The sequence below is a fragment of the Microbacterium sp. KHB019 genome (assembly GCF_037285405.1).
Lineage (GTDB): Bacteria > Actinomycetota > Actinomycetes > Actinomycetales > Microbacteriaceae > Microbacterium.
The window spans coordinates 1,290,235-1,306,679 of sequence record NZ_JBBDHF010000001.1; the positions used below are offsets into that span (position 1 = coordinate 1,290,235).

Annotated in this window: 13 protein-coding genes; 1 reads left to right on the forward strand and 12 read right to left on the reverse strand. The window is 69.0% G+C overall.

Annotated elements, in window-relative coordinates; translation table 11 throughout:
* The first annotated feature begins 119 nt into the window (after nucleotides 1-119).
* Nucleotides 120-1,754 carry a DUF4082 domain-containing protein gene (locus KHB019_RS06215; RefSeq protein ID WP_337458354.1) on the forward strand — a complete coding sequence of 545 codons (1,635 nt, stop codon included), beginning with the start codon at nucleotides 120-122 and terminating at the stop codon, nucleotides 1,752-1,754.
* A gap of 69 nt (nucleotides 1,755-1,823) precedes the next feature.
* On the opposite strand, the gene KHB019_RS06220 is transcribed toward KHB019_RS06215, so the two are convergent.
* Genes KHB019_RS06220 through KHB019_RS06275 form a run of 12 tightly spaced genes read right to left on the reverse strand, consistent with a single transcriptional unit; the run spans nucleotide 1,824 to nucleotide 16,399 of the window.
* Complete coding sequence (locus KHB019_RS06220; protein ID WP_337458355.1) at nucleotides 1,824-2,084, reverse strand: acyl carrier protein; 261 nt, start codon at nucleotides 2,082-2,084, stop codon at nucleotides 1,824-1,826.
* 23 nt (nucleotides 2,085-2,107) lie between these two features.
* On the reverse strand, nucleotides 2,108-3,388 hold the full coding sequence (locus tag KHB019_RS06225; RefSeq protein ID WP_337458356.1) for a nucleotide sugar dehydrogenase: 1,281 nt from the start codon (nucleotides 3,386-3,388) through the stop codon (nucleotides 2,108-2,110).
* A gap of 58 nt (nucleotides 3,389-3,446) precedes the next feature.
* Nucleotides 3,447-4,685 carry a glycosyltransferase family 4 protein gene (locus KHB019_RS06230; RefSeq protein WP_337458357.1) on the reverse strand — a complete coding sequence of 413 codons (1,239 nt, stop codon included), beginning with the start codon at nucleotides 4,683-4,685 and terminating at the stop codon, nucleotides 3,447-3,449.
* A 49-nt stretch (nucleotides 4,686-4,734) separates the two neighbouring features.
* Nucleotides 4,735-5,961, reverse strand: coding sequence for a pyridoxal-dependent decarboxylase, exosortase A system-associated (locus KHB019_RS06235; protein ID WP_337458358.1), 1,227 nt, complete (start codon nucleotides 5,959-5,961; stop codon nucleotides 4,735-4,737).
* Complete coding sequence (locus KHB019_RS06240; RefSeq protein WP_337458359.1) at nucleotides 5,958-7,529, reverse strand: acyl-CoA ligase (AMP-forming), exosortase A system-associated; 1,572 nt, start codon at nucleotides 7,527-7,529, stop codon at nucleotides 5,958-5,960. The genes KHB019_RS06235 and KHB019_RS06240 overlap by 4 nt, the downstream gene beginning before the upstream one ends.
* Nucleotides 7,526-9,904 carry a glycosyltransferase family 4 protein gene (locus KHB019_RS06245; protein ID WP_337458360.1) on the reverse strand — a complete coding sequence of 793 codons (2,379 nt, stop codon included), beginning with the start codon at nucleotides 9,902-9,904 and terminating at the stop codon, nucleotides 7,526-7,528. The genes KHB019_RS06240 and KHB019_RS06245 overlap by 4 nt, the downstream gene beginning before the upstream one ends.
* Entirely contained in the window at nucleotides 9,901-11,352 is a 1,452-nt protein-coding gene (locus KHB019_RS06250; protein WP_337458361.1) for an oligosaccharide flippase family protein, read from the reverse strand. The genes KHB019_RS06245 and KHB019_RS06250 overlap by 4 nt, the downstream gene beginning before the upstream one ends.
* Nucleotides 11,349-12,497 (reverse strand): DegT/DnrJ/EryC1/StrS family aminotransferase, encoded by a 1,149-nt coding sequence (locus tag KHB019_RS06255; RefSeq protein WP_337458362.1) that lies wholly within the window; start codon nucleotides 12,495-12,497, stop codon nucleotides 11,349-11,351. The genes KHB019_RS06250 and KHB019_RS06255 overlap by 4 nt, the downstream gene beginning before the upstream one ends.
* On the reverse strand, nucleotides 12,494-13,135 hold the full coding sequence (locus tag KHB019_RS06260) for a NeuD/PglB/VioB family sugar acetyltransferase (protein ID WP_337458363.1): 642 nt from the start codon (nucleotides 13,133-13,135) through the stop codon (nucleotides 12,494-12,496). Before KHB019_RS06260 ends, KHB019_RS06255 begins: the two co-directional genes overlap by 4 nt.
* A complete protein-coding gene (locus KHB019_RS06265) occupies nucleotides 13,132-14,340 on the reverse strand; it encodes a DegT/DnrJ/EryC1/StrS family aminotransferase (RefSeq protein ID WP_337458364.1) in 1,209 nt (402 codons plus the stop codon). The genes KHB019_RS06260 and KHB019_RS06265 overlap by 4 nt, the downstream gene beginning before the upstream one ends.
* Nucleotides 14,337-15,332, reverse strand: coding sequence for an NAD-dependent epimerase/dehydratase family protein (locus KHB019_RS06270; protein WP_337458365.1), 996 nt, complete (start codon nucleotides 15,330-15,332; stop codon nucleotides 14,337-14,339). The genes KHB019_RS06265 and KHB019_RS06270 overlap by 4 nt, the downstream gene beginning before the upstream one ends.
* Nucleotides 15,329-16,399 (reverse strand): Gfo/Idh/MocA family protein, encoded by a 1,071-nt coding sequence (locus tag KHB019_RS06275; protein ID WP_337458366.1) that lies wholly within the window; start codon nucleotides 16,397-16,399, stop codon nucleotides 15,329-15,331. The genes KHB019_RS06270 and KHB019_RS06275 overlap by 4 nt, the downstream gene beginning before the upstream one ends.
* Nucleotides 16,400-16,445: the final 46 nt, after the last annotated feature.

A 16,445-nucleotide genomic window follows, 5' to 3' on the forward strand; every position in this document is an offset into this window, starting at 1 on the left:
CGACATCGTGTTCCGCCTGATGTCCAGCCGCACATGCACTGTGAGGGTTCCCAGGAACACCGTATAACATCCGTTGTGCCGAGCAGACCGTGTCCGATGCCAACACTGAGGAAACCCACGTGTCTAACTCCCCGAACACCGACCCCAACCGACCCCTGACCCGTCGCTCCCACCGTGTCGCTCAACACCGTGGTCGACGCCTTCGACTGACCACCGGCATCGCCATGACCATCGCCGCGATCTTCGGCGCCTCGCTCGTCGCGACCACCGCGACTGCCGCCACGCCCACCAGTGTGCTGGCATCCACGATCAAGCCGACGACCCCCGTCGACTCCGACCGCGTTCCCGTCGAACTCGGAGTGAAGTTCTCCGTCGCCTCTGCCGGGACGATCACCGGCATCAAGTTCTATTCGACGCCATCGAACAAGGGCAAGCACACCGGATCTCTGTGGAGCCAGAACGGGACGCGTCTGGCGACGCTCACCTTCCCCACGGTCAAGACGACCGGATGGGTGTCGGCCACGTTCTCCAAGCCGGTCGCAGTGAAGGCCGGCCAGTCGTATACCGCCTCCTACCTCGCTCCCGCCGGCGGCTACGCGGTCAGCGAGAAGTTCTTCACACAGGCCAAGTCCAACGCCGGGGTGACATTCCCGAAGAACGCCGGCGTGTACCAGTACGCCAAGAACGGCGGCTTCCCGACGCAGACCTATCGCGCGTCGAACTACTTCGTGGATGTGCTCTACCTCGCCGGTGCACCGACGACCACCGCGCCGAAGCCGACCGTCACGCCGAAGCCGACGACCGCTCCGAAGCCGACAGTCACCCCGAAGCCGACGCAGACCGCGGCGCCCACTCCGGCGCCGACCACGACGCCGAAGCCGACTCCGACCGTGACGCCGAAGCCGACTCCGCCGACCGAGGCGGGATCGACCCCGGCCTCCGGCAAGAACTGCATCACCGTGCCGAGCCAGTGCGGTTACCCCGATGAGACCAACACCGGTCCGGCAGCGGGCGTCGCCCTGACTCGCGTGCCGGAGGATGCGACCAGCGGCCCCGGTTGGACGTACCGCTCCGACATCCGCGCGATCCAGACCACGGCGGATGGGGCGACCCTGTCGAACCTCTCGCTCGCGAACGGCTCGATCATCGTGCAGCACCGCGGTGTCACGATTCGCAATGCTTTCATCGATTCGAACGACTACTACCCGGTCAACTGCGTGTACGCCGGCGCCACCCGTGACGCCGACAGCTGCCTCGGGCTGACCGTGGAGAACACCGAGATCGTCGGCACGGCGACCTGCCAGGCGGGTCTCGCCTTCAACGGATACACCGCCCGCGGTGTGCACGTCCACGGCTGCACCGATGGGTTCAAGGCCGACCGCGACGTCTTGATCGAGAACAGTTACGTGACGGGGCTCACGGTCTCGTCCGGTTCTCACAATGACGGCGTCCAGTCCACGGCGAGCGGCAACATCACCGTGCGGCACAGCACGTTCAAGCTCGGCGGCCAGTCGGACATCAACGCCGTGTTCCAGATGGGCGTCACCGGGGCTGACAACCGCGGGGTCACCATCGAGAACAACCTCATCGACGGCGGCGGATGGATGCTCAACTCCCGGCCGATCGCCGACGGCGTGATCAAGGACAACCGGTTCACCCACCGGTCGACCTGGGGCATCGGCGATGTCGCAGGCGCGTCTTGGACGGGCAACTACTGGGACGACACGCTCGCCCCCATCCCGAACAACAACTGATCCGCTCGGATCGACTAGGTTCCCTCTGCGGCTCGCGTCACGTGTGACGCGAGCCGCAGTCGTCCGCCCTCAGGCCGCCAGGGCGAGCTTGCCCTCGACGAAGGCCGTGAGAGTGCCGACGGTCTCGAAGATCTCCGCACCGAACTCGTCATCGTCGATCGTGATGTCGAAGCGGTCCTCGATCGCCGCCACGAGCTGCAGCACGCCGAACGAGTCGAGCTCGGGCAGTTCGCCGAACAGCACGGTGTCGGGCGTGAGATCCGCAGGAGCCTGCTGCAGCTCGAGGCTCTCGATGAGCACAGCGCGGATGTCATCCAATGTCTTCATCATCTCTGTCCTTTCCAGGTGGTCGTTCACGCGTTGACCAACTGGGGCCAACGTGCTGCGGGGATGTTCGCGTCCAGGACCGGCAGGGCGCCGTCCAGGAACCCGTCCGGAGTGCGGTCGGAGCCCAGGATGATGCCATCGACCCCGTCGACGGCATCCGCTCGCGACGCGAACAGCAGCTTCTCGAGGTGCGGCAGTCGAACGCGGATGTACGACTCGTTGCTGCCGACGAGTTCAGCAGGATTCACGACGTCGTCGTAGATGCGCACCTCGACGCCCTTGCCGGTGAGCGTCTCGGCGATGTCGACGTACGGGCTCTCCCGCAGATCATCCGTGCGGCTCTTGAAGGCCAGTCCGAGCAGGGCGACTCGTCGCCACCCGAGCGAGAGGACATGGTCCACCAGACGGTGCGTGTGCGCCGCATTGCTGGCGAGAACGCTGCCCAGCATCGGCACGTCCACATCTGCTCGCCTGGCGGCGTACGTCAGCGCCCTGACGTCCTTGGGCAGACACGAGCCGCCGAACGACGAACCGGGGCGCAGGTAGCGCGGTGAGACGTTCAGAACGGTGTCCTGGACGAACACGTCCATCAGCTCGTCGGCGTCGACACCGTACGCGTCCGCGAACCGCGCCATCTCGTTGGCGAAGGTGATCTTCACCGCGTGGAACGCGTTGCTGGCGTACTTGATCGACTCCGCCGTCGCGATCGAGACGTGACGAACCGGTGCGTCCGCCGACTCGAAGAGCGCGGCGACCGTGTCGCGCGCGATGTCGTCGTCGGTGCCGATGATGGTGAACGGCGGATGCCCGAAATCGCTGATGGCCGTCGATTCCCTCAGGAACTCGGGGCAGTACGCGACCGCGTAACGGGTGTCGTCGATCCCGGACATCGCCGGAGGGATCAAACCATCGGTGGTGCCGGGCAGCAGCGTGCTGCGCACCACGACCGTCAGGTGTGCGGCACTCGGGGTGCTCGCGAGGTACTCGGCGATCTCCGCCAGCACCGTCTCGACGAACACCGTGGTCAGCGACCCGTTCGCAGCCGATGGCGTGCCGACGCAGATCAGTGCCGCCGCCGTGCCGTTCAGCGCCGCGTGGACGTCCGTCGTCGCCGTGAGCCGGCCGGATTCCACCCCGCGCCGGGTGAGATCGTCGAGTCCTGGCTCGGCGAGCGGCGCCCGCGCCTGAAGGATGGCATCCACCTTCGATTCCGAGACGTCGACGCCGACGACGTCGTGTCCTGCATCAGCCAGGCACGCCGCCGTCACGCTGCCGACGTACCCCAGTCCGAATACCGCTACTCTCACGCTTCCCACCCCATTTTGTCGATGGACTGTCGCCAGTCCCCTGTCTTCCCCGGATTTCTCATCGCCGCACCGCCGCTGGCCGCGAAGCGAGCCCTGCATACAGAGCGACGAGCCTTCCTGCCTGGATCTCCCAGCACAGCTCCTCCTGGAACCGCGCGCGCCCCGCGGCGCCCATCGCCTCGGCGGTCGCGGGGTCGGTCAGGACGCGTTCCACGGCATCGGCGAAGCTGCGGGCATCGTTGTCCTCCGCTGCATACAGCGACGCCGCTTGGGCCGAGAAGCGCCCCTCGCGCACGTCGAACTGCACGATCGGGCGTCCGAGCGCCATGTACTCGATGATCTTGTTCATCGTGGACAGGTCGTTCATCGTGTTGACCTCGTCGGGGTTCACGCACACATCTGCGTCGGACAGGATGCTCTTCATCTGCTCGTCGGAGACGCGTCCGTGGAACTCGACACGCTCCGCCAGCCCCTGCTCGCGGACGTGCGACTCCAGCCGTTCCCGATCCGGGCCCGATCCGATCAGCGCCAGATGCACATCCAGGCCGCGTTCGGCGCTGAGGATCTTCACCGCGTCGATGAGGTACTCGATGCCCTCCTGCCGCCCCATGACGCCGACGTAGCCGAGCAGGAAGCGTCGGCCGCGGTGCCAGCCCTCACCCGTCGGGCGGTAGTCGGCCCACTCCCGATACGGCCCCGACCGCACGACCGTGACATCCTCACCGGCGAAGCCGCCGCGGCCCATCGCCACAGCACGGTAGCTCTCGTTGGTCGATATGACGTGGTCCGCCCATGCGTACGTGCGACTCTCGAACAGCCGCGCGATCGACGAGAACAACCAGGGCAGCGGCATCCGCTTCGCTGCGACGAGCTCAGGACCGAGGTCGTGCTGGTCGAACACGAGAACTGATCCGTCCTGCCGCTTCGCACGCGTCGCGATCAGGTACAGCAGATCCGGCGGGTTGCAGAAGTGGACGATGTCGAAGGGCCTGTTCGCACGGGCGCGGTTGAACAGCGCCGCCATCCTGCGGAGCGAGACCCCGTACTCGTTGACGTACCCGGCGATCCCCTTCGCCTCCCGCGGCGCCTCGTAGCGAAGCACCAGGACACCGTCGATCAGGAATTCGCCGACCGGGTGCCGCGCGTCACTCGGACACACCACCGTGACATCCGCACCGGCCGCCGCGAGCGACGTCGCCTCCTGCCAGACTCGGCGGTCGAACGGCACAGGCAGGTTCTGCACGAGGATCGCGACGCGCACATCGCGCAGCGCCTCGTTCGGGGGTTCGACAGTCACGTTCTCCCCCAGATGTCTTCTGTTCGTCATTCCCCGTTCCCCTCTCATCTCAAGCCAGCACCTCTGCAGGGGCCGGATGGCCGAGGAAGGCCGTCGGGCTCGCCGTGAGCCCGTACGCACCCTGCTGAAAGATCACGATCAGATCGTCGACGTCGGCGTCGGGCAGGGCGACGTCATCGCCGAGCAGGTCGAGGGGTGTGCAGAGACAGCCCACGACGTTCACCGACTCCCCGCCGGCCGCGGCCACCCTGTTGCCGACGACGAGCGGGTAGTTGCGGCGGATCGCCTGCCCGAAGTTGCCGGATGCCGCGAGCTGGTGGTGCATGCCGCCGTCCACGACGAGGTACGTCCTGCCGCGCGACACCTTCCGGTCGAGCACTCGCGTGACGTAGACCCCGCATTCGCCGACGATGAAGCGGCCGAGCTCGATGACCGGAGTCGCGTCAGGCAGCCGTCGGGCGATCGGCCCGTCGACGAGTCGGTGCAGGTCCTCTGCGACGGCGGACAGATCGAGCGGCTGATCCCGTTCGGTGTAAGGGATGCCGAACCCGCCGCCGAGGTTCAGATAGCGGATCGGAGTCGGCAGGTGCTCGGCGAAAGAGCTGATGAGGTCGACCGTGTGCCGTTGGGCTTCGGCGATGATCGCCGCGTTCAGGTTCTGCGATCCGGCGAACACGTGGAACCCGAGGATCTCGACACCGGTTCCGGCGTACTCGGCCAGGACAGCGGGCACCGTCTCCGCGTCGATGCCGAACTGCTGCGGTCCACCGCCCATGCGCATCCCGGAGCCCTTCACCGCGAAGTCCGGGTTCACGCGGATCGCGACGCGGGGGACGATGCCGAGATCGTCACCCGCCTGGATCACCCGCTTCATCTCCGTCGTCGACTCGACCTCGACGATGACGCCGGCCGCGACGGCCTGGCGGATCTCTGCCGGAGCCTTCCCCGGCCCGGCGAAACTGACCTTCCCGGCCGGGATCGAGGTGTCGAGCGCCGTGCGCATCTCGAGCCCCGACGCCACGTCGATGCGATCGACCCGGCGGGCGAGATGCTGGACGATCGCCGGCATCGGGTTCGCCTTCATCGCGTAGCTCAGTTCGAGCGTCGCAGGCAGCGCCGCTCGGAGTGCGTCGATGCGCGCGTCCAGCAGCCCTCGGTCGTAGGCGAAGAACGGCGTCGAGCCCACCCGCTCGGCCAGGCGGCTCAGAGGCATCCCTCCGACGCGCAGCTCGCCGTCCAGCATCCCGAAGGCTGCGACGTGATCATGCGGCATCATCCGGCCACCTCCTGCTTGATCAGGTTCCGGTCGTACTTGCCGTTCGGAGAACGGGGCAGCTCGTGCCGCTGTTCGATGCGCGACGGCACCATGTACAGGGGCAGCTGCCGGCGCAGGCGCTCCAGAACCGCATCCGCCTCCAGATCCGCTCCCACCGGGGTCACGACGAGCACGATGCGCTGGCCGGCGGCGGCGTCTTCGACCCCGAAGGCGACAGCATCGCGGACCAGGCCGGTCCCGTATGCGGCCTCTTCGATCTCGGTCGGACTCACGCGGTATCCGGACGTCTTGATCATGTCGTCCCGACGCCCCACGAAGTAGAGGAACCCCTCCTGGTCTGCGACGACGGTGTCGCCGGACCACACGGCCATCTCCGGCGCGCGCCACTCCTGGTCGAGGTGCGCGACGGGCCGGTAGCGCTCACTCGTGCGGACCGGATCGTTCCAGTAGCCGAGCGTCACGAGCGCACCGCGGTGGACGAGCTCACCCGGCTCGTTCGGCTCGCAGGGCGTGCCGTCCGGACGCAGCACGAGGATCTCGGCGTTCGGGATCGCCTTGCCGATCGAGTCCGGTCGCCGATCGACCTCTGCGGGGTCGAGGTACGTCGATCGGAAGGCCTCGGTCAGGCCGTACATCAGGTACGGCTTCGCCTGCGCGAACACGCCCCGCAGACGGTCGAGCGTCGCCCGCGGCATCCGTCCACCGGTGTTCGCGAAGTACCGCAGCCGCCGCACCGCCGTCTCGGGCCACGGCACCTCGGCGACCTGCAGCCACAGCGGCGGCACGCAGGTGATGCCGGTCACGCCGTACCGCTCGCAGATCTTCGGAACGTCGCGCGGCAGCAGGTAATTCATGAGGATGACGTGCGCGCCGACGGCGAACGCCGTCGTGACCTGGCTGAGCCCGGCGTCGAAGCTGAGCGGCAGAACGCTGAGGATCACATCCTCGGCGGTGTTCTCGAGGTACGTGCTGACGCTCTCGGCTCCGACGATCAGGTTCCGGTGACTGAGCACGACACCCTTCGGCCGACCGGTGCTGCCCGACGTGTACAGGATCGCCGCGGGATCGACGTCGATGGACGGTGCGGTGCGCAGCGCGCTCGCCGCGTCGCGATCGTCCTCCCAGGCGCGCACGCGCCTGCCGCGCGGCATCTCCTCGTGCGGGATCGTGCCGACGAGGATGATCTCCGTCACCAGGGTGTCGGCGAGGGTGTCGGCGAGCTGCGCGAGTCGATCCGCCGAGGTGATGAGGATGCTCGCACCGCTGTCGGCGAGGATGTGACCGACCTGCAGGGGCTTGAGCACGTGGTTGATCGGGACGAACACGCCCCCGGCGGCGGAGACCGCGAAGATCGCAGCGACCGTCTCGATGCGCTTCTCGCAGTAGATCGCGACACGGTCGCCTCGCTCGAGGCCCATGTCCTGCAGCTGTGCCGCTGTCGACGCCGCAGCCGTCCACGCCTGCGCGTAGGTGACGGTCACGTCACGGTAGGTCAGCGCCGGCGCATCCGGCGTTGCGACCGCGGTGTGCTCGAGCAGGTCGTGGAACTGCGTGCGCGCCCGGCTCATCGCTCACCCTCCTCATCGATCCAGGCGAGCAGCTGCTCGGCACGTGCTCCCCAGGCGGCGTGTGCGACGGACCGCTGGATCGCCTCGCGATCGCGGTCGTTCGCCAGGAGGTCGACCGTGGCGGCGGCGAACTCGCCGGCGGATGCCGCGATGCGCACGAACCGCTCGTCCAGCCCGTCGGTCGGAGCCACGTCCGTCGCGACGACCGGTATCCCCGCCGCGAGGTACTCCACTGTCTTGAGCGGATAGCTGCGACGGTTGAACATCGTGTCGGCGTAGGGCGTCAGCCCGGCGTCGAACCAGGCGAGATAGGCAGGAAGCTCCTCCTTCGGCACGCTGTCGACCCACTGCACGCCCGGTTGACCGATCAGCCGCTCGAAGTCCGCCTCGCCCTCGGGCATGTGGAAGCGGCGCGGTCCGACGAGCAGAAGGCTGACCCCCGACTGCTGCACCGCCTCCAGAACCGAGAAGTCGGTGCGCGCGTTGAACTGCCCTGCGACACCGGCGATGGGCGGAGACAGTCGGACGTCCTCTGCCCTCTCGACGACGGCTCCGGCGTGATCGAGGTCGGCGCCGTTGGGCAGCCACAGCGATGCGCGGCCGGTTCGCTGCAGTCGGCGTCCGAGCTCCGGCGTCACCGCCAGCACGAGATCGGCGGCACGCAGGTTGGCCTCGCGGGCGGATGCGAGGTAGCGCTGGCTCACTCCCCACAATGCACCGGCCTCGACGAAGTCGTCGGTGGCGTAGTAGACCTTCACGCCCGGCAGGTCGCGGGTGAGTGCGAGCGACGGCGACGATGACGCGCACACCACCGCAGACGGGTGGATGCCGTGCCGTGCACAGTGCTGCCGCAGCTCGCGCACGCACCAGCGGTCGGCGATCGTCCGCAGCACAGGGCGATGGTTCGACGGCACCGGCACGCCGCGCAGGCGCGTGATGTTCCCTTGCGGATTCGACGCTCTGGAGGCCGGGCGCCCTCGCCCGCGGAACGGGCTCTGCGGCGGGTCGATCCAGATCACCTCGCGGTGCTCGGACAGTTCGGCGACGATCTGTCGATCGGTGCCGGCCACGTGATCCCAGGCCGCTCCAGCGAAGTAGACGATGGGGCCGGATGCCGGACTCGCCGTCCGCGCACCGCGCGCCGTGCTGTCGGCGGATGCGACGGGCACCGCGTTGAAGTCGTCAGTGCGTCGCCGGCCGCGCAGTCCGTCGAGTCGGCGAAGAACGCGGTAGCGGGCGAAGCGCAGCGCTGATGCCGTGGCACTCAGGCGTCGCCGCTTCTGCGCGTCACGATCAGCCCAGAGGTCCCGGTAGCACGCGACCATGCGACCCGCCGTGGCCTCGAGCGAGAACCGCTCCACGACCTCCCGACCGAAGACGCCGCGCTCACGGCGCAGGGCGCGATCGGCGAGGAGCGGCTGGAGCGCCGCGATCAGATGGTCGACCGCGCGACCGTGACCGTCGCCGATGCCGTACCACCCCTGCCAGAGGAAGGTGTCGACCGTCTCGGCCGACAGCGGGCGGAAGAACCCCTGCTCGCCCTGGACGATGAGCGGCTTCTCGAATGCGAGCGCCCGCAGCGCCGATCCGCCCATGCCGAGCACGATGTCGGCGGCGGCGTACGCCGCGCGCGGATCGGTGAGCTCGCCGGTGAAGACGACGCTCGCGCGTCCGCTGCGTGCTGCAGCCCGCCGGGCAGCATCCTCCATGTCCTGACGTGAGGCACCGTCGCCGACGATCAGAAGCTGGAACGGTGCGCCGGGAAGTTCGGCGGTCGCCTCGATCGCGGTGAAGATGCCCTCGGCTTTCAGATCGGGCACCAGCCGGCTGACGCAGACGACGATGGGCCGCTCATCCAGCCCCCAATGGCTGCGGAAGGCCGCGATCTCGGCGGGCGGGAGCGGCGCGTTGTATGCGAGGTCGACGGGCGGCTCGAGCAGGTCCACCGCACGGCGTCCTCGCGCCTGCTCCGCGGCCGAGATCTGCTGCGTGCCGACGAACAGCGGCATGCTCGTCGGCAGGAACGGCGCGACCGCCATCGACATCACGGTGCAGATGGCCGCAGCATCCGCCTCGCTCTCGACGGCGAGCGCGGCCTCGAGCCCTGTAGGCCACTCGTACCCGTGGACGATGTCGATGCCGCGTTCGCGGATCAGCCGCCGGATGTCGCGTGCGACTCGCAGCGACGGACGCCGACCGGGTTCCGGCGCCTCGATGAACTCGAGCCCGAGCTCCTCGATCCGTGCGCAGAGCGCCCCGGGGCGCCCGTAGACCATGCACTCGTGACCGAGTCGCGTCACCGCGGCGGCGAGTTCGATGGCGTTCAGCTGGCTGCCGCCCATGTCGAGGTCATGGGGATAGACGAGAATCCTCATGCTCCGACCTCCTGTCGCGCCCGGACGGCCCCGAGCGCGCGCAGACTCGACCGCGACGCCGCCATCGCGAGAGCCACGACCGCGAGCGCGAAGCAACCGGCCGCGAGTGCGGCGAAGAAGTCGGCGGTGATCAGGTCAGACAAGAGCGCGCCGCCCGCCCATGCGAGGATCCCCGCCGAGACCGGCACGAGCAAGGTGCGCGCGAGCGCGCCGATCCGCACGCCGCCACGTCGCAGCGCCCAGCCGTAACCGCCGACGAGCACGACGAGCGCGACGGCGACCTGCGCGATCGCCACCCCGCCGATGCCACCGAGGTGAGCCCCGACGATGACAGCAGGCAGAAGGAGCGCCAGCCACACGCCCTGGATGACCATCAGGGTCACCGACCGCCGCTTGACGGCGAGGAAGTCGTAAGCGAGCTCGAACGCGATCCGGATCCCGCCGTGCAGCGCCAGCCACTGCAGCGCCAGCGCGGCCGGTGCCCATGCCGCCCCGTAGACGAACGTGATGACAGGGACGGCGGCCGCGGCCAGGAACGCGCACACGGGCAGCGCCACCGCCATGAGCACTCGCGACGCTGCTCGGAAGTTCAGGTCCATCCTGACGCCGTCTTCCTGGATGCGGGCGAACGCGGCCGGCGCGACGGCGCGCACCGGCTGCGACAGCATCGACACGGGCCAGCTCGCCAGGTTGAAGGCGAGCAGGTAGAAGCCGAGCGCCTGCGCGCCGAGAACGGCGCCGACCACGAGCTGATCGGCGTAGCCGACGGCGAACACGACGATGCTCGCGCCGGCGAGAGGGAGTCCGAACGCGAGCAGCGGACGCACGTACTGCCGATCCCATCCGAACCGCAACGGCACGGAGCTGAAGGCGAGCAGCATCACGGCGAACACCACGGATGCGACGACCCGTCCGATCGCGAGGCTCATCGCCCCGACCCCGGCGATGGCCAGTGCCACGGACAGCCCGGCGCCGAGCCAGGCGTTGACCTGATCGGCGATGGTCCGCTTGCCCTGCTGGTACTCGCGCTGCATCACCGCCGCCGCTGTCGCCACGAGCCCGTTCAGCGGTACGCACAGCAGCATGAGCTGCACCACAGGCGTCGCCGTCGGATCCCCCATCGTCGACGCGAACAGCGGCGCCAGCATCCAGCCGACTGCGAAGACGATCAGGCTCGCGCCGACAGAGATCGTCGTGACGGTCGGCGCGATCCGGCGCGGGTCCTCCTGCCAGCGCACGATCGCAAGACTGACGCCCAGCTCGTTGAAGCTCAGCACCGCGAGAAGGGCGACCATCGCGATCGCATACGTCCCGAACTCATCCGGACCGAGCACGCGCGCGATGATGATGCCGATCAGCAGTCCGCCGAGCTTGCCGAGTGCCGCATTGGCGAAGCTCCAGCTGAGCGCACGGCGCGCCCCCGGCTGCCGGGTCTGCGTCGCGGTCATGATCTCACCAGCACGTCGGTTGCAACGCTGCGCCCAGCGCCGCCCTGCACGGCGGCGCGCAGCGCACTCGCCACCTGCACCTGCTGCTGCTCGGTCAGGTGCGGGAACATCGGCAGCGACAGGATGCTGTCGGCCGCGGCCTCGGCCACCGGGAACTGCCCGCTGCGGTAGCCGAGCGACCGGTAGGCCTCTGTCAGGTGCACGGGTGTCGGGTAGTGGATGCCGACGCCGATGCCTGCCTCGCCGAGTTCGGCCATCACGCGGTCGCGCTCCTCGGCGCGGACCACGTAGAGATGCCAGACGTCCTCATTGCCCTCTCGAACGGACGGCAGACGTAGCCCGTCGACGTCCGCGAGCAGCTCGGCGTAGCGGTCGGCTGCGTCACGGCGCGCGGCGTTCCAGGTGTCGAGTCGGCGCAGCTTCGCCCGCAGCACCGTCGCCTGCACGGCATCCAGTCGCGCGTTCATGCCGACGCGGTCGTGCACGTACTTGATGCTCGAGCCGTGCCCGCCGAGGTTGCGGACGGTTGCGGCGATCTCGGCATCGTCGGTCATCACCGCACCGGCGTCCCCCGCCGCCCCCAGGTTCTTGCCCGGATAGAAGCTCGTCGCGGCCACACGACCGACAGAGCCTGCCCTGCCTGCAGGTCCGGATGCGCCCTGTGACTGCGCGGCGTCCTCCACGATCGTGAGTCCGTGCCGCTCGGCGATCGGGACGATCTGCTCCAGCGGCGCGGTCTGACCGAACAGGTGCACCGGAGCGATCGCGCGCGTGCGTTCGGTGATGGCTGCCTCGATCGCCGCCGGGTCGATCAGCAGGTGCTCGTCGTCCACGTCGACGAGCACCGGCACGGCGCCGAGCCGCGACGCGGCCTCCGCCGTGGCGATGAAGGTGTTCGCGGGCATGATGATCTCGTCACCGGGCTGTACGCCGACGGCGCGGTAAGCCAGCTCGAGGGCGTCGGTGCCGTTCGAGACGCCGACCGCGTGCGCGACGCCGATGTATGCGGCGTACTCCTGCTCGAAGGCGTGGACCTCCGGCCCGCCGACGAAAGCCGCGGTCTCGAGCTGCCGCTGCCATGCGGTGAGGATCTCATCGGCGACCTCGGCCTGCTGTGCGGGGAGATCGAGGAAGGGGACGTTCATTCGTGCGCTCCCGGCTGGTGTGCGGTCAGGTGCCGTGCAGGAGCTCCGGCCCAGGTCTGTCCTTCTGGCACGTCGGCGAGTACGACGCTGCCCATCCCGACCGTGGCGTTCTCGCCGACCGTGATGCCGGGGTGGACGGACGCGTTCATCCCCAGATAGGCGGCCTCGCGGATGTGCACTGAGCCGCCGAGGGCCACCCCTGCCGCGAGCGTCGCGAAGTCGTCGATGACGTCGTCGTGCGTGATCGTGCAGTTCGGCATCACGACCACGTGGCGTCCGAGTCGGGCGTCGGCCGTGAGGACGGCGCCGTCGAGCAGGATGCTGCCGACGCCGACGTCGCTGGTCGAGCCGATCCGTGCTGAGCGGGCGGCGAAGACGGCGAATCGCTCGTCGTCGACGCCGATCTGCCGCAGCCGTCGCACCACGTCGCGGCGGCTGACGCTCGGGCCGATGCAGACCAGAAGCTGCTCGCTGCGGCCTGCGGCGGAGTCAACCGGGCCCAGCACGAGCACGCCGCTGACGGCCGTGCCGATCAGCGACGGATCGTCGTCGAGGATGCCGGTGACACCGGCAACGCCCGCGGCGATCACCTCTCTGGCCAGGCCGCTCGCGCCGATGAGCAGCAGCCCCGTGGTCATACGACGGCCCCTGCGGTCTCGGTGATGACACGGCTCATGGCCGCCGGGGTCTTCGGCACCGGGTTCTTCAGCACCGAGATCACGCGGTCCTGATCGGACGCGCTCAGGGTGTGGAATACCGGCAGGATCAGCGTGCTATCGGTCAGCCGTTCGGTCACCGGAAGCCCGGCGGGGGGTGTGAGATCGACGTACGGCGCCTGGCGATGGGCGGCCATGATGCCGCGGCGCGCGGAGATGTCGGCGCCTGCGAGCGCGGTCAACAGCCCGTCGCGATCGGTCGGGTAGTCGGATTCGACCTCGACCCAGAAAGACTGGAAGTTGCTCGTGCCGTACGCCGGATCGGTGACCGCACGCAGTCCGCAGATTCCGCCGATCGCGTCCCGGTAGCGCGCGGCGATCTCGCGGCGGCGGGCGACGATCGCGGGCAACCGGGTGAGCTGCACGAGCCCGACGGCAGCCTGCAGGTCGGTCATGCGGAAGTTGTACCCCACCTCGGAGTACTCCTCCGCCGGGGGCAGCACCGACGCGTGCCGGTCGGCCGCCGAGACGCTCATGGCGTGCTCGCGCAGGTGCCCGGCGCGCACGGCCCACTCCTCGCGGTTCGTGGTGATCATCCCGCCCTCACCGGTCGTGAGGAGCTTGCGCGGGTGGAACGACCAGGTCGCGATGTCGGAACCAGTGCCGACCGGGCTCCCCTTGTACGTGGATCCGGCGCCGCACGCGGCATCCTCCACGACGACGATCCCGTGCGGGTCGGTGACCCGGCGGATGTCATCGAGGTCGACGGGAACACCGCCCTGGTCGACGACGATCACCGCATGCGTCCGGTCCGTCAGCACCGCGGCGATCGAGTCTCCGGTCACGTTGCCGGTGACGACGTCGACGTCGGCGAACACGGGGTTCGCACCGACGTAGCGCACAGCATTGGTCGTCGCGATGAACGAGAACGATGGGATGACGACGTCATCGCCCGGTCCGATCCCCGCCACGATCAGGGCGAGGTGGAGCGCCGTGGTGCAGCTCGTGGTCGCGACTCCGAACCGTGCACCCATGGCCTGAGCGAACTCCTGCTCGAACCGCGCGACGCGCGGGCCCTGTGCCACCCATCCGCTCGCGATGGCCTCGGCGACGGCATCCGCCTCCTCCTGGCCGAGCCACGGGACCATGACGTTGATGCGCTCCTGCACATCGATGCGCTCGCTCATGCTGCGTCCACCGCCCTTCCGGCTGCGATCTCGTCCCGCAGCGGCGCCCACCACTCGACGAGCCGGCGCAGGCCCTCTTCGAGCCCGATCGTCGGCTCCCAGCCGAGATCCCGCTTCGCGGCGGTGATGTCTGCGAGGCGACGGACGACGCCGTTCACTGCCCGCTCCGGTCCGTGCGCGACGTCGAGGTCGGAGCCCATGACCCGCAGCAGCGCCTCGGCGAGCTCGAGCAGGCTCGTCTCGGTGGAGCTGGCGATGTTGTACGTGCCCTCCACGATGTCGCTGCGGGCGGCGAGCACGTTCGCACGGGCGATGTCGGGCACGCACACGAAGTCCATCGTCTGGTTGCCATCGCCGAAGATCAGCGGCGGCTTGCCGTCGACGATGCGCTCCATCCACCGTACGAGCACCTCGGTGTACAGGCCGTGCACGTCCATGCGAGGGCCGTAGACGTTGAAGTAGCGCAGCAGCACGTAGTCGAGCCCTTGCATGGCCCGGAAGCTGCGCACCAGGCCCTCGTTGAACGTCTTGGCCGCGCCGTAGATCGTGTCGTTGTTCTCGTGGTGGTGGCGTTCGGTGGTCGGAAACTCCTCTGCCATGCCGTACACCGAGGCACTGGATGCCGCGATGAGCTTGCCGACCTTGTGCTTCGCCGCTGCCTCGACGACGTTGAACGTGCCGTCCACCAGCACCTCGAGGGCGAGCCGCGGCTCCTCGGCGCACTGCGTGATGCGGATCGCGGCCTGGTGGAACACGATGTCCTGCTCGGCCACGAGCTCGTCGACGAGCCTCGGGTCACGGATGTCGCCGTCGATGAGCGAGGTCCGCCCGGTGGCGAGCGCCTCGTCGAGGTTGGCGCGGCGACCACGGACGAGGTTGTCGAGCACATCCACGTGCGCGGCGCCGGCCGCGAGCAGCTGATCGACGAGGGTGGAGCCGATGGTGCCGGCCCCGCCGGTGACGAGGATGCGGGATCCTTCGATGGCGGTCATGCTGCTGCGCTCCTTGCGGGCTGGATGTCGAGGGTGAGAGGTGCGGGCGCGCCGCCCGCCTGGAGGCTGCGCTGCGCGGCATCCAGAACCGAGAGCACGCGGAGGCCGGCCTCGCCGTCTGTACGCGCCGGCCGACCCTCGCGGATCGCGCTTGCGAACTCGGCGGTGACGCCTGCGAGCGCCTCGCGCTCCGGCAGCGCCGGTGACCAGGTGTCGCCGAGTCGGTAGGAGATGTTGGCGTCGCGCGCCACAGTCGAGACTGTCTTGGTGACCGAGGCGATGTCGACGCCGCGGTCGTAGACGCTGATGCGCTGCTGCGGGTTCAGGTCGTCCCAGACGAGCGTGCGCTCCGTGCCGCCGATGACCATCTGACGGATCTTCGTCGGGCTCAGCCAGTTCACGTGGATGTGGGCCATCGCTCCGCCGACGAGCGGCATGGCGAGGTATCCGACGCACGCCTTGCCGGTGCGCAGCGGGTCGGCACCGTGGGCTGCGACCGAGGTGGTGGAGAGGCCGCCGGGCAGCACGAAGTCGATGATCGACAGGTCGTGCGGGGCGAGGTCCCAGAACACGTCGACGTCGGGCTGGATGAGACCGAGGTTGATCCGGACGCTGTCGACGAACAGGATGTCGCCGAGCTGTCCGTCGGCGATCAGCTCGCGGATCTTCAGCACCGCCGGCGTGTAGCAGTACGTGTGGTCGGCCATGAGGACGAGCCCGCGCTCCGCCGCCCGGGCGACCATGTCCTCGCCACGGTGGCGCTGGTCGGCCAGCGGCTTCTCGACCATCACGTGCTTGCCGGCGTCGAGCGCCGCGAGCACGATCGGGTGGTGGGTGCGGGCCGGTGTGGCGATCGCGATCGCGTCGACTTTCGGGTCGGCGAGCACCTCGTCGAGGCCGGCGGTGACCGGGGCTCCCCCGATCCCGTCGGCGACCCGCTGAGCCCGCTCGATGTCGAGGTCGCAGATCGCCGCCAGGTTCCAGTCGGCGCTCGTGCGGAAGTTCCGCGCGAGGTTGGGCCCCCAGTACCCGGCGCCGATGACTGCGACGTTCAGTTTCTCCGTCATGATTCCCCTCATTTCTCCCCAGATATGCGTCATCACGGTTGGTGCG

What these genes read in the sequence shown, in the direction of transcription:
- KHB019_RS06220 (WP_337458355.1), bottom strand. Translation starts at nt 2,084, where the DNA reads ATGATGAAGACATTGGATGACATCCGCGCTGTGCTCATCGAGAGCCTC.
- KHB019_RS06235 (WP_337458358.1), bottom strand. Translation starts at nt 5,961, where the DNA reads ATGATGCCGCATGATCACGTCGCAGCCTTCGGGATGCTGGACGGCGAG.
- KHB019_RS06240 (WP_337458359.1), bottom strand. Translation starts at nt 7,529, where the DNA reads ATGAGCCGGGCGCGCACGCAGTTCCACGACCTGCTCGAGCACACCGCG.
- KHB019_RS06245 (WP_337458360.1), bottom strand. Translation starts at nt 9,904, where the DNA reads ATGAGGATTCTCGTCTATCCCCATGACCTCGACATGGGCGGCAGCCAG.
- KHB019_RS06250 (WP_337458361.1), bottom strand. Translation starts at nt 11,352, where the DNA reads ATGACCGCGACGCAGACCCGGCAGCCGGGGGCGCGCCGTGCGCTCAGC.
- KHB019_RS06255 (WP_337458362.1), bottom strand. Translation starts at nt 12,497, where the DNA reads ATGAACGTCCCCTTCCTCGATCTCCCCGCACAGCAGGCCGAGGTCGCC.
- KHB019_RS06260 (WP_337458363.1), bottom strand. Translation starts at nt 13,135, where the DNA reads ATGACCACGGGGCTGCTGCTCATCGGCGCGAGCGGCCTGGCCAGAGAG.
- KHB019_RS06265 (WP_337458364.1), bottom strand. Translation starts at nt 14,340, where the DNA reads ATGAGCGAGCGCATCGATGTGCAGGAGCGCATCAACGTCATGGTCCCG.
- KHB019_RS06270 (WP_337458365.1), bottom strand. Translation starts at nt 15,332, where the DNA reads ATGACCGCCATCGAAGGATCCCGCATCCTCGTCACCGGCGGGGCCGGC.
- KHB019_RS06275 (WP_337458366.1), bottom strand. Translation starts at nt 16,399, where the DNA reads ATGACGGAGAAACTGAACGTCGCAGTCATCGGCGCCGGGTACTGGGGG.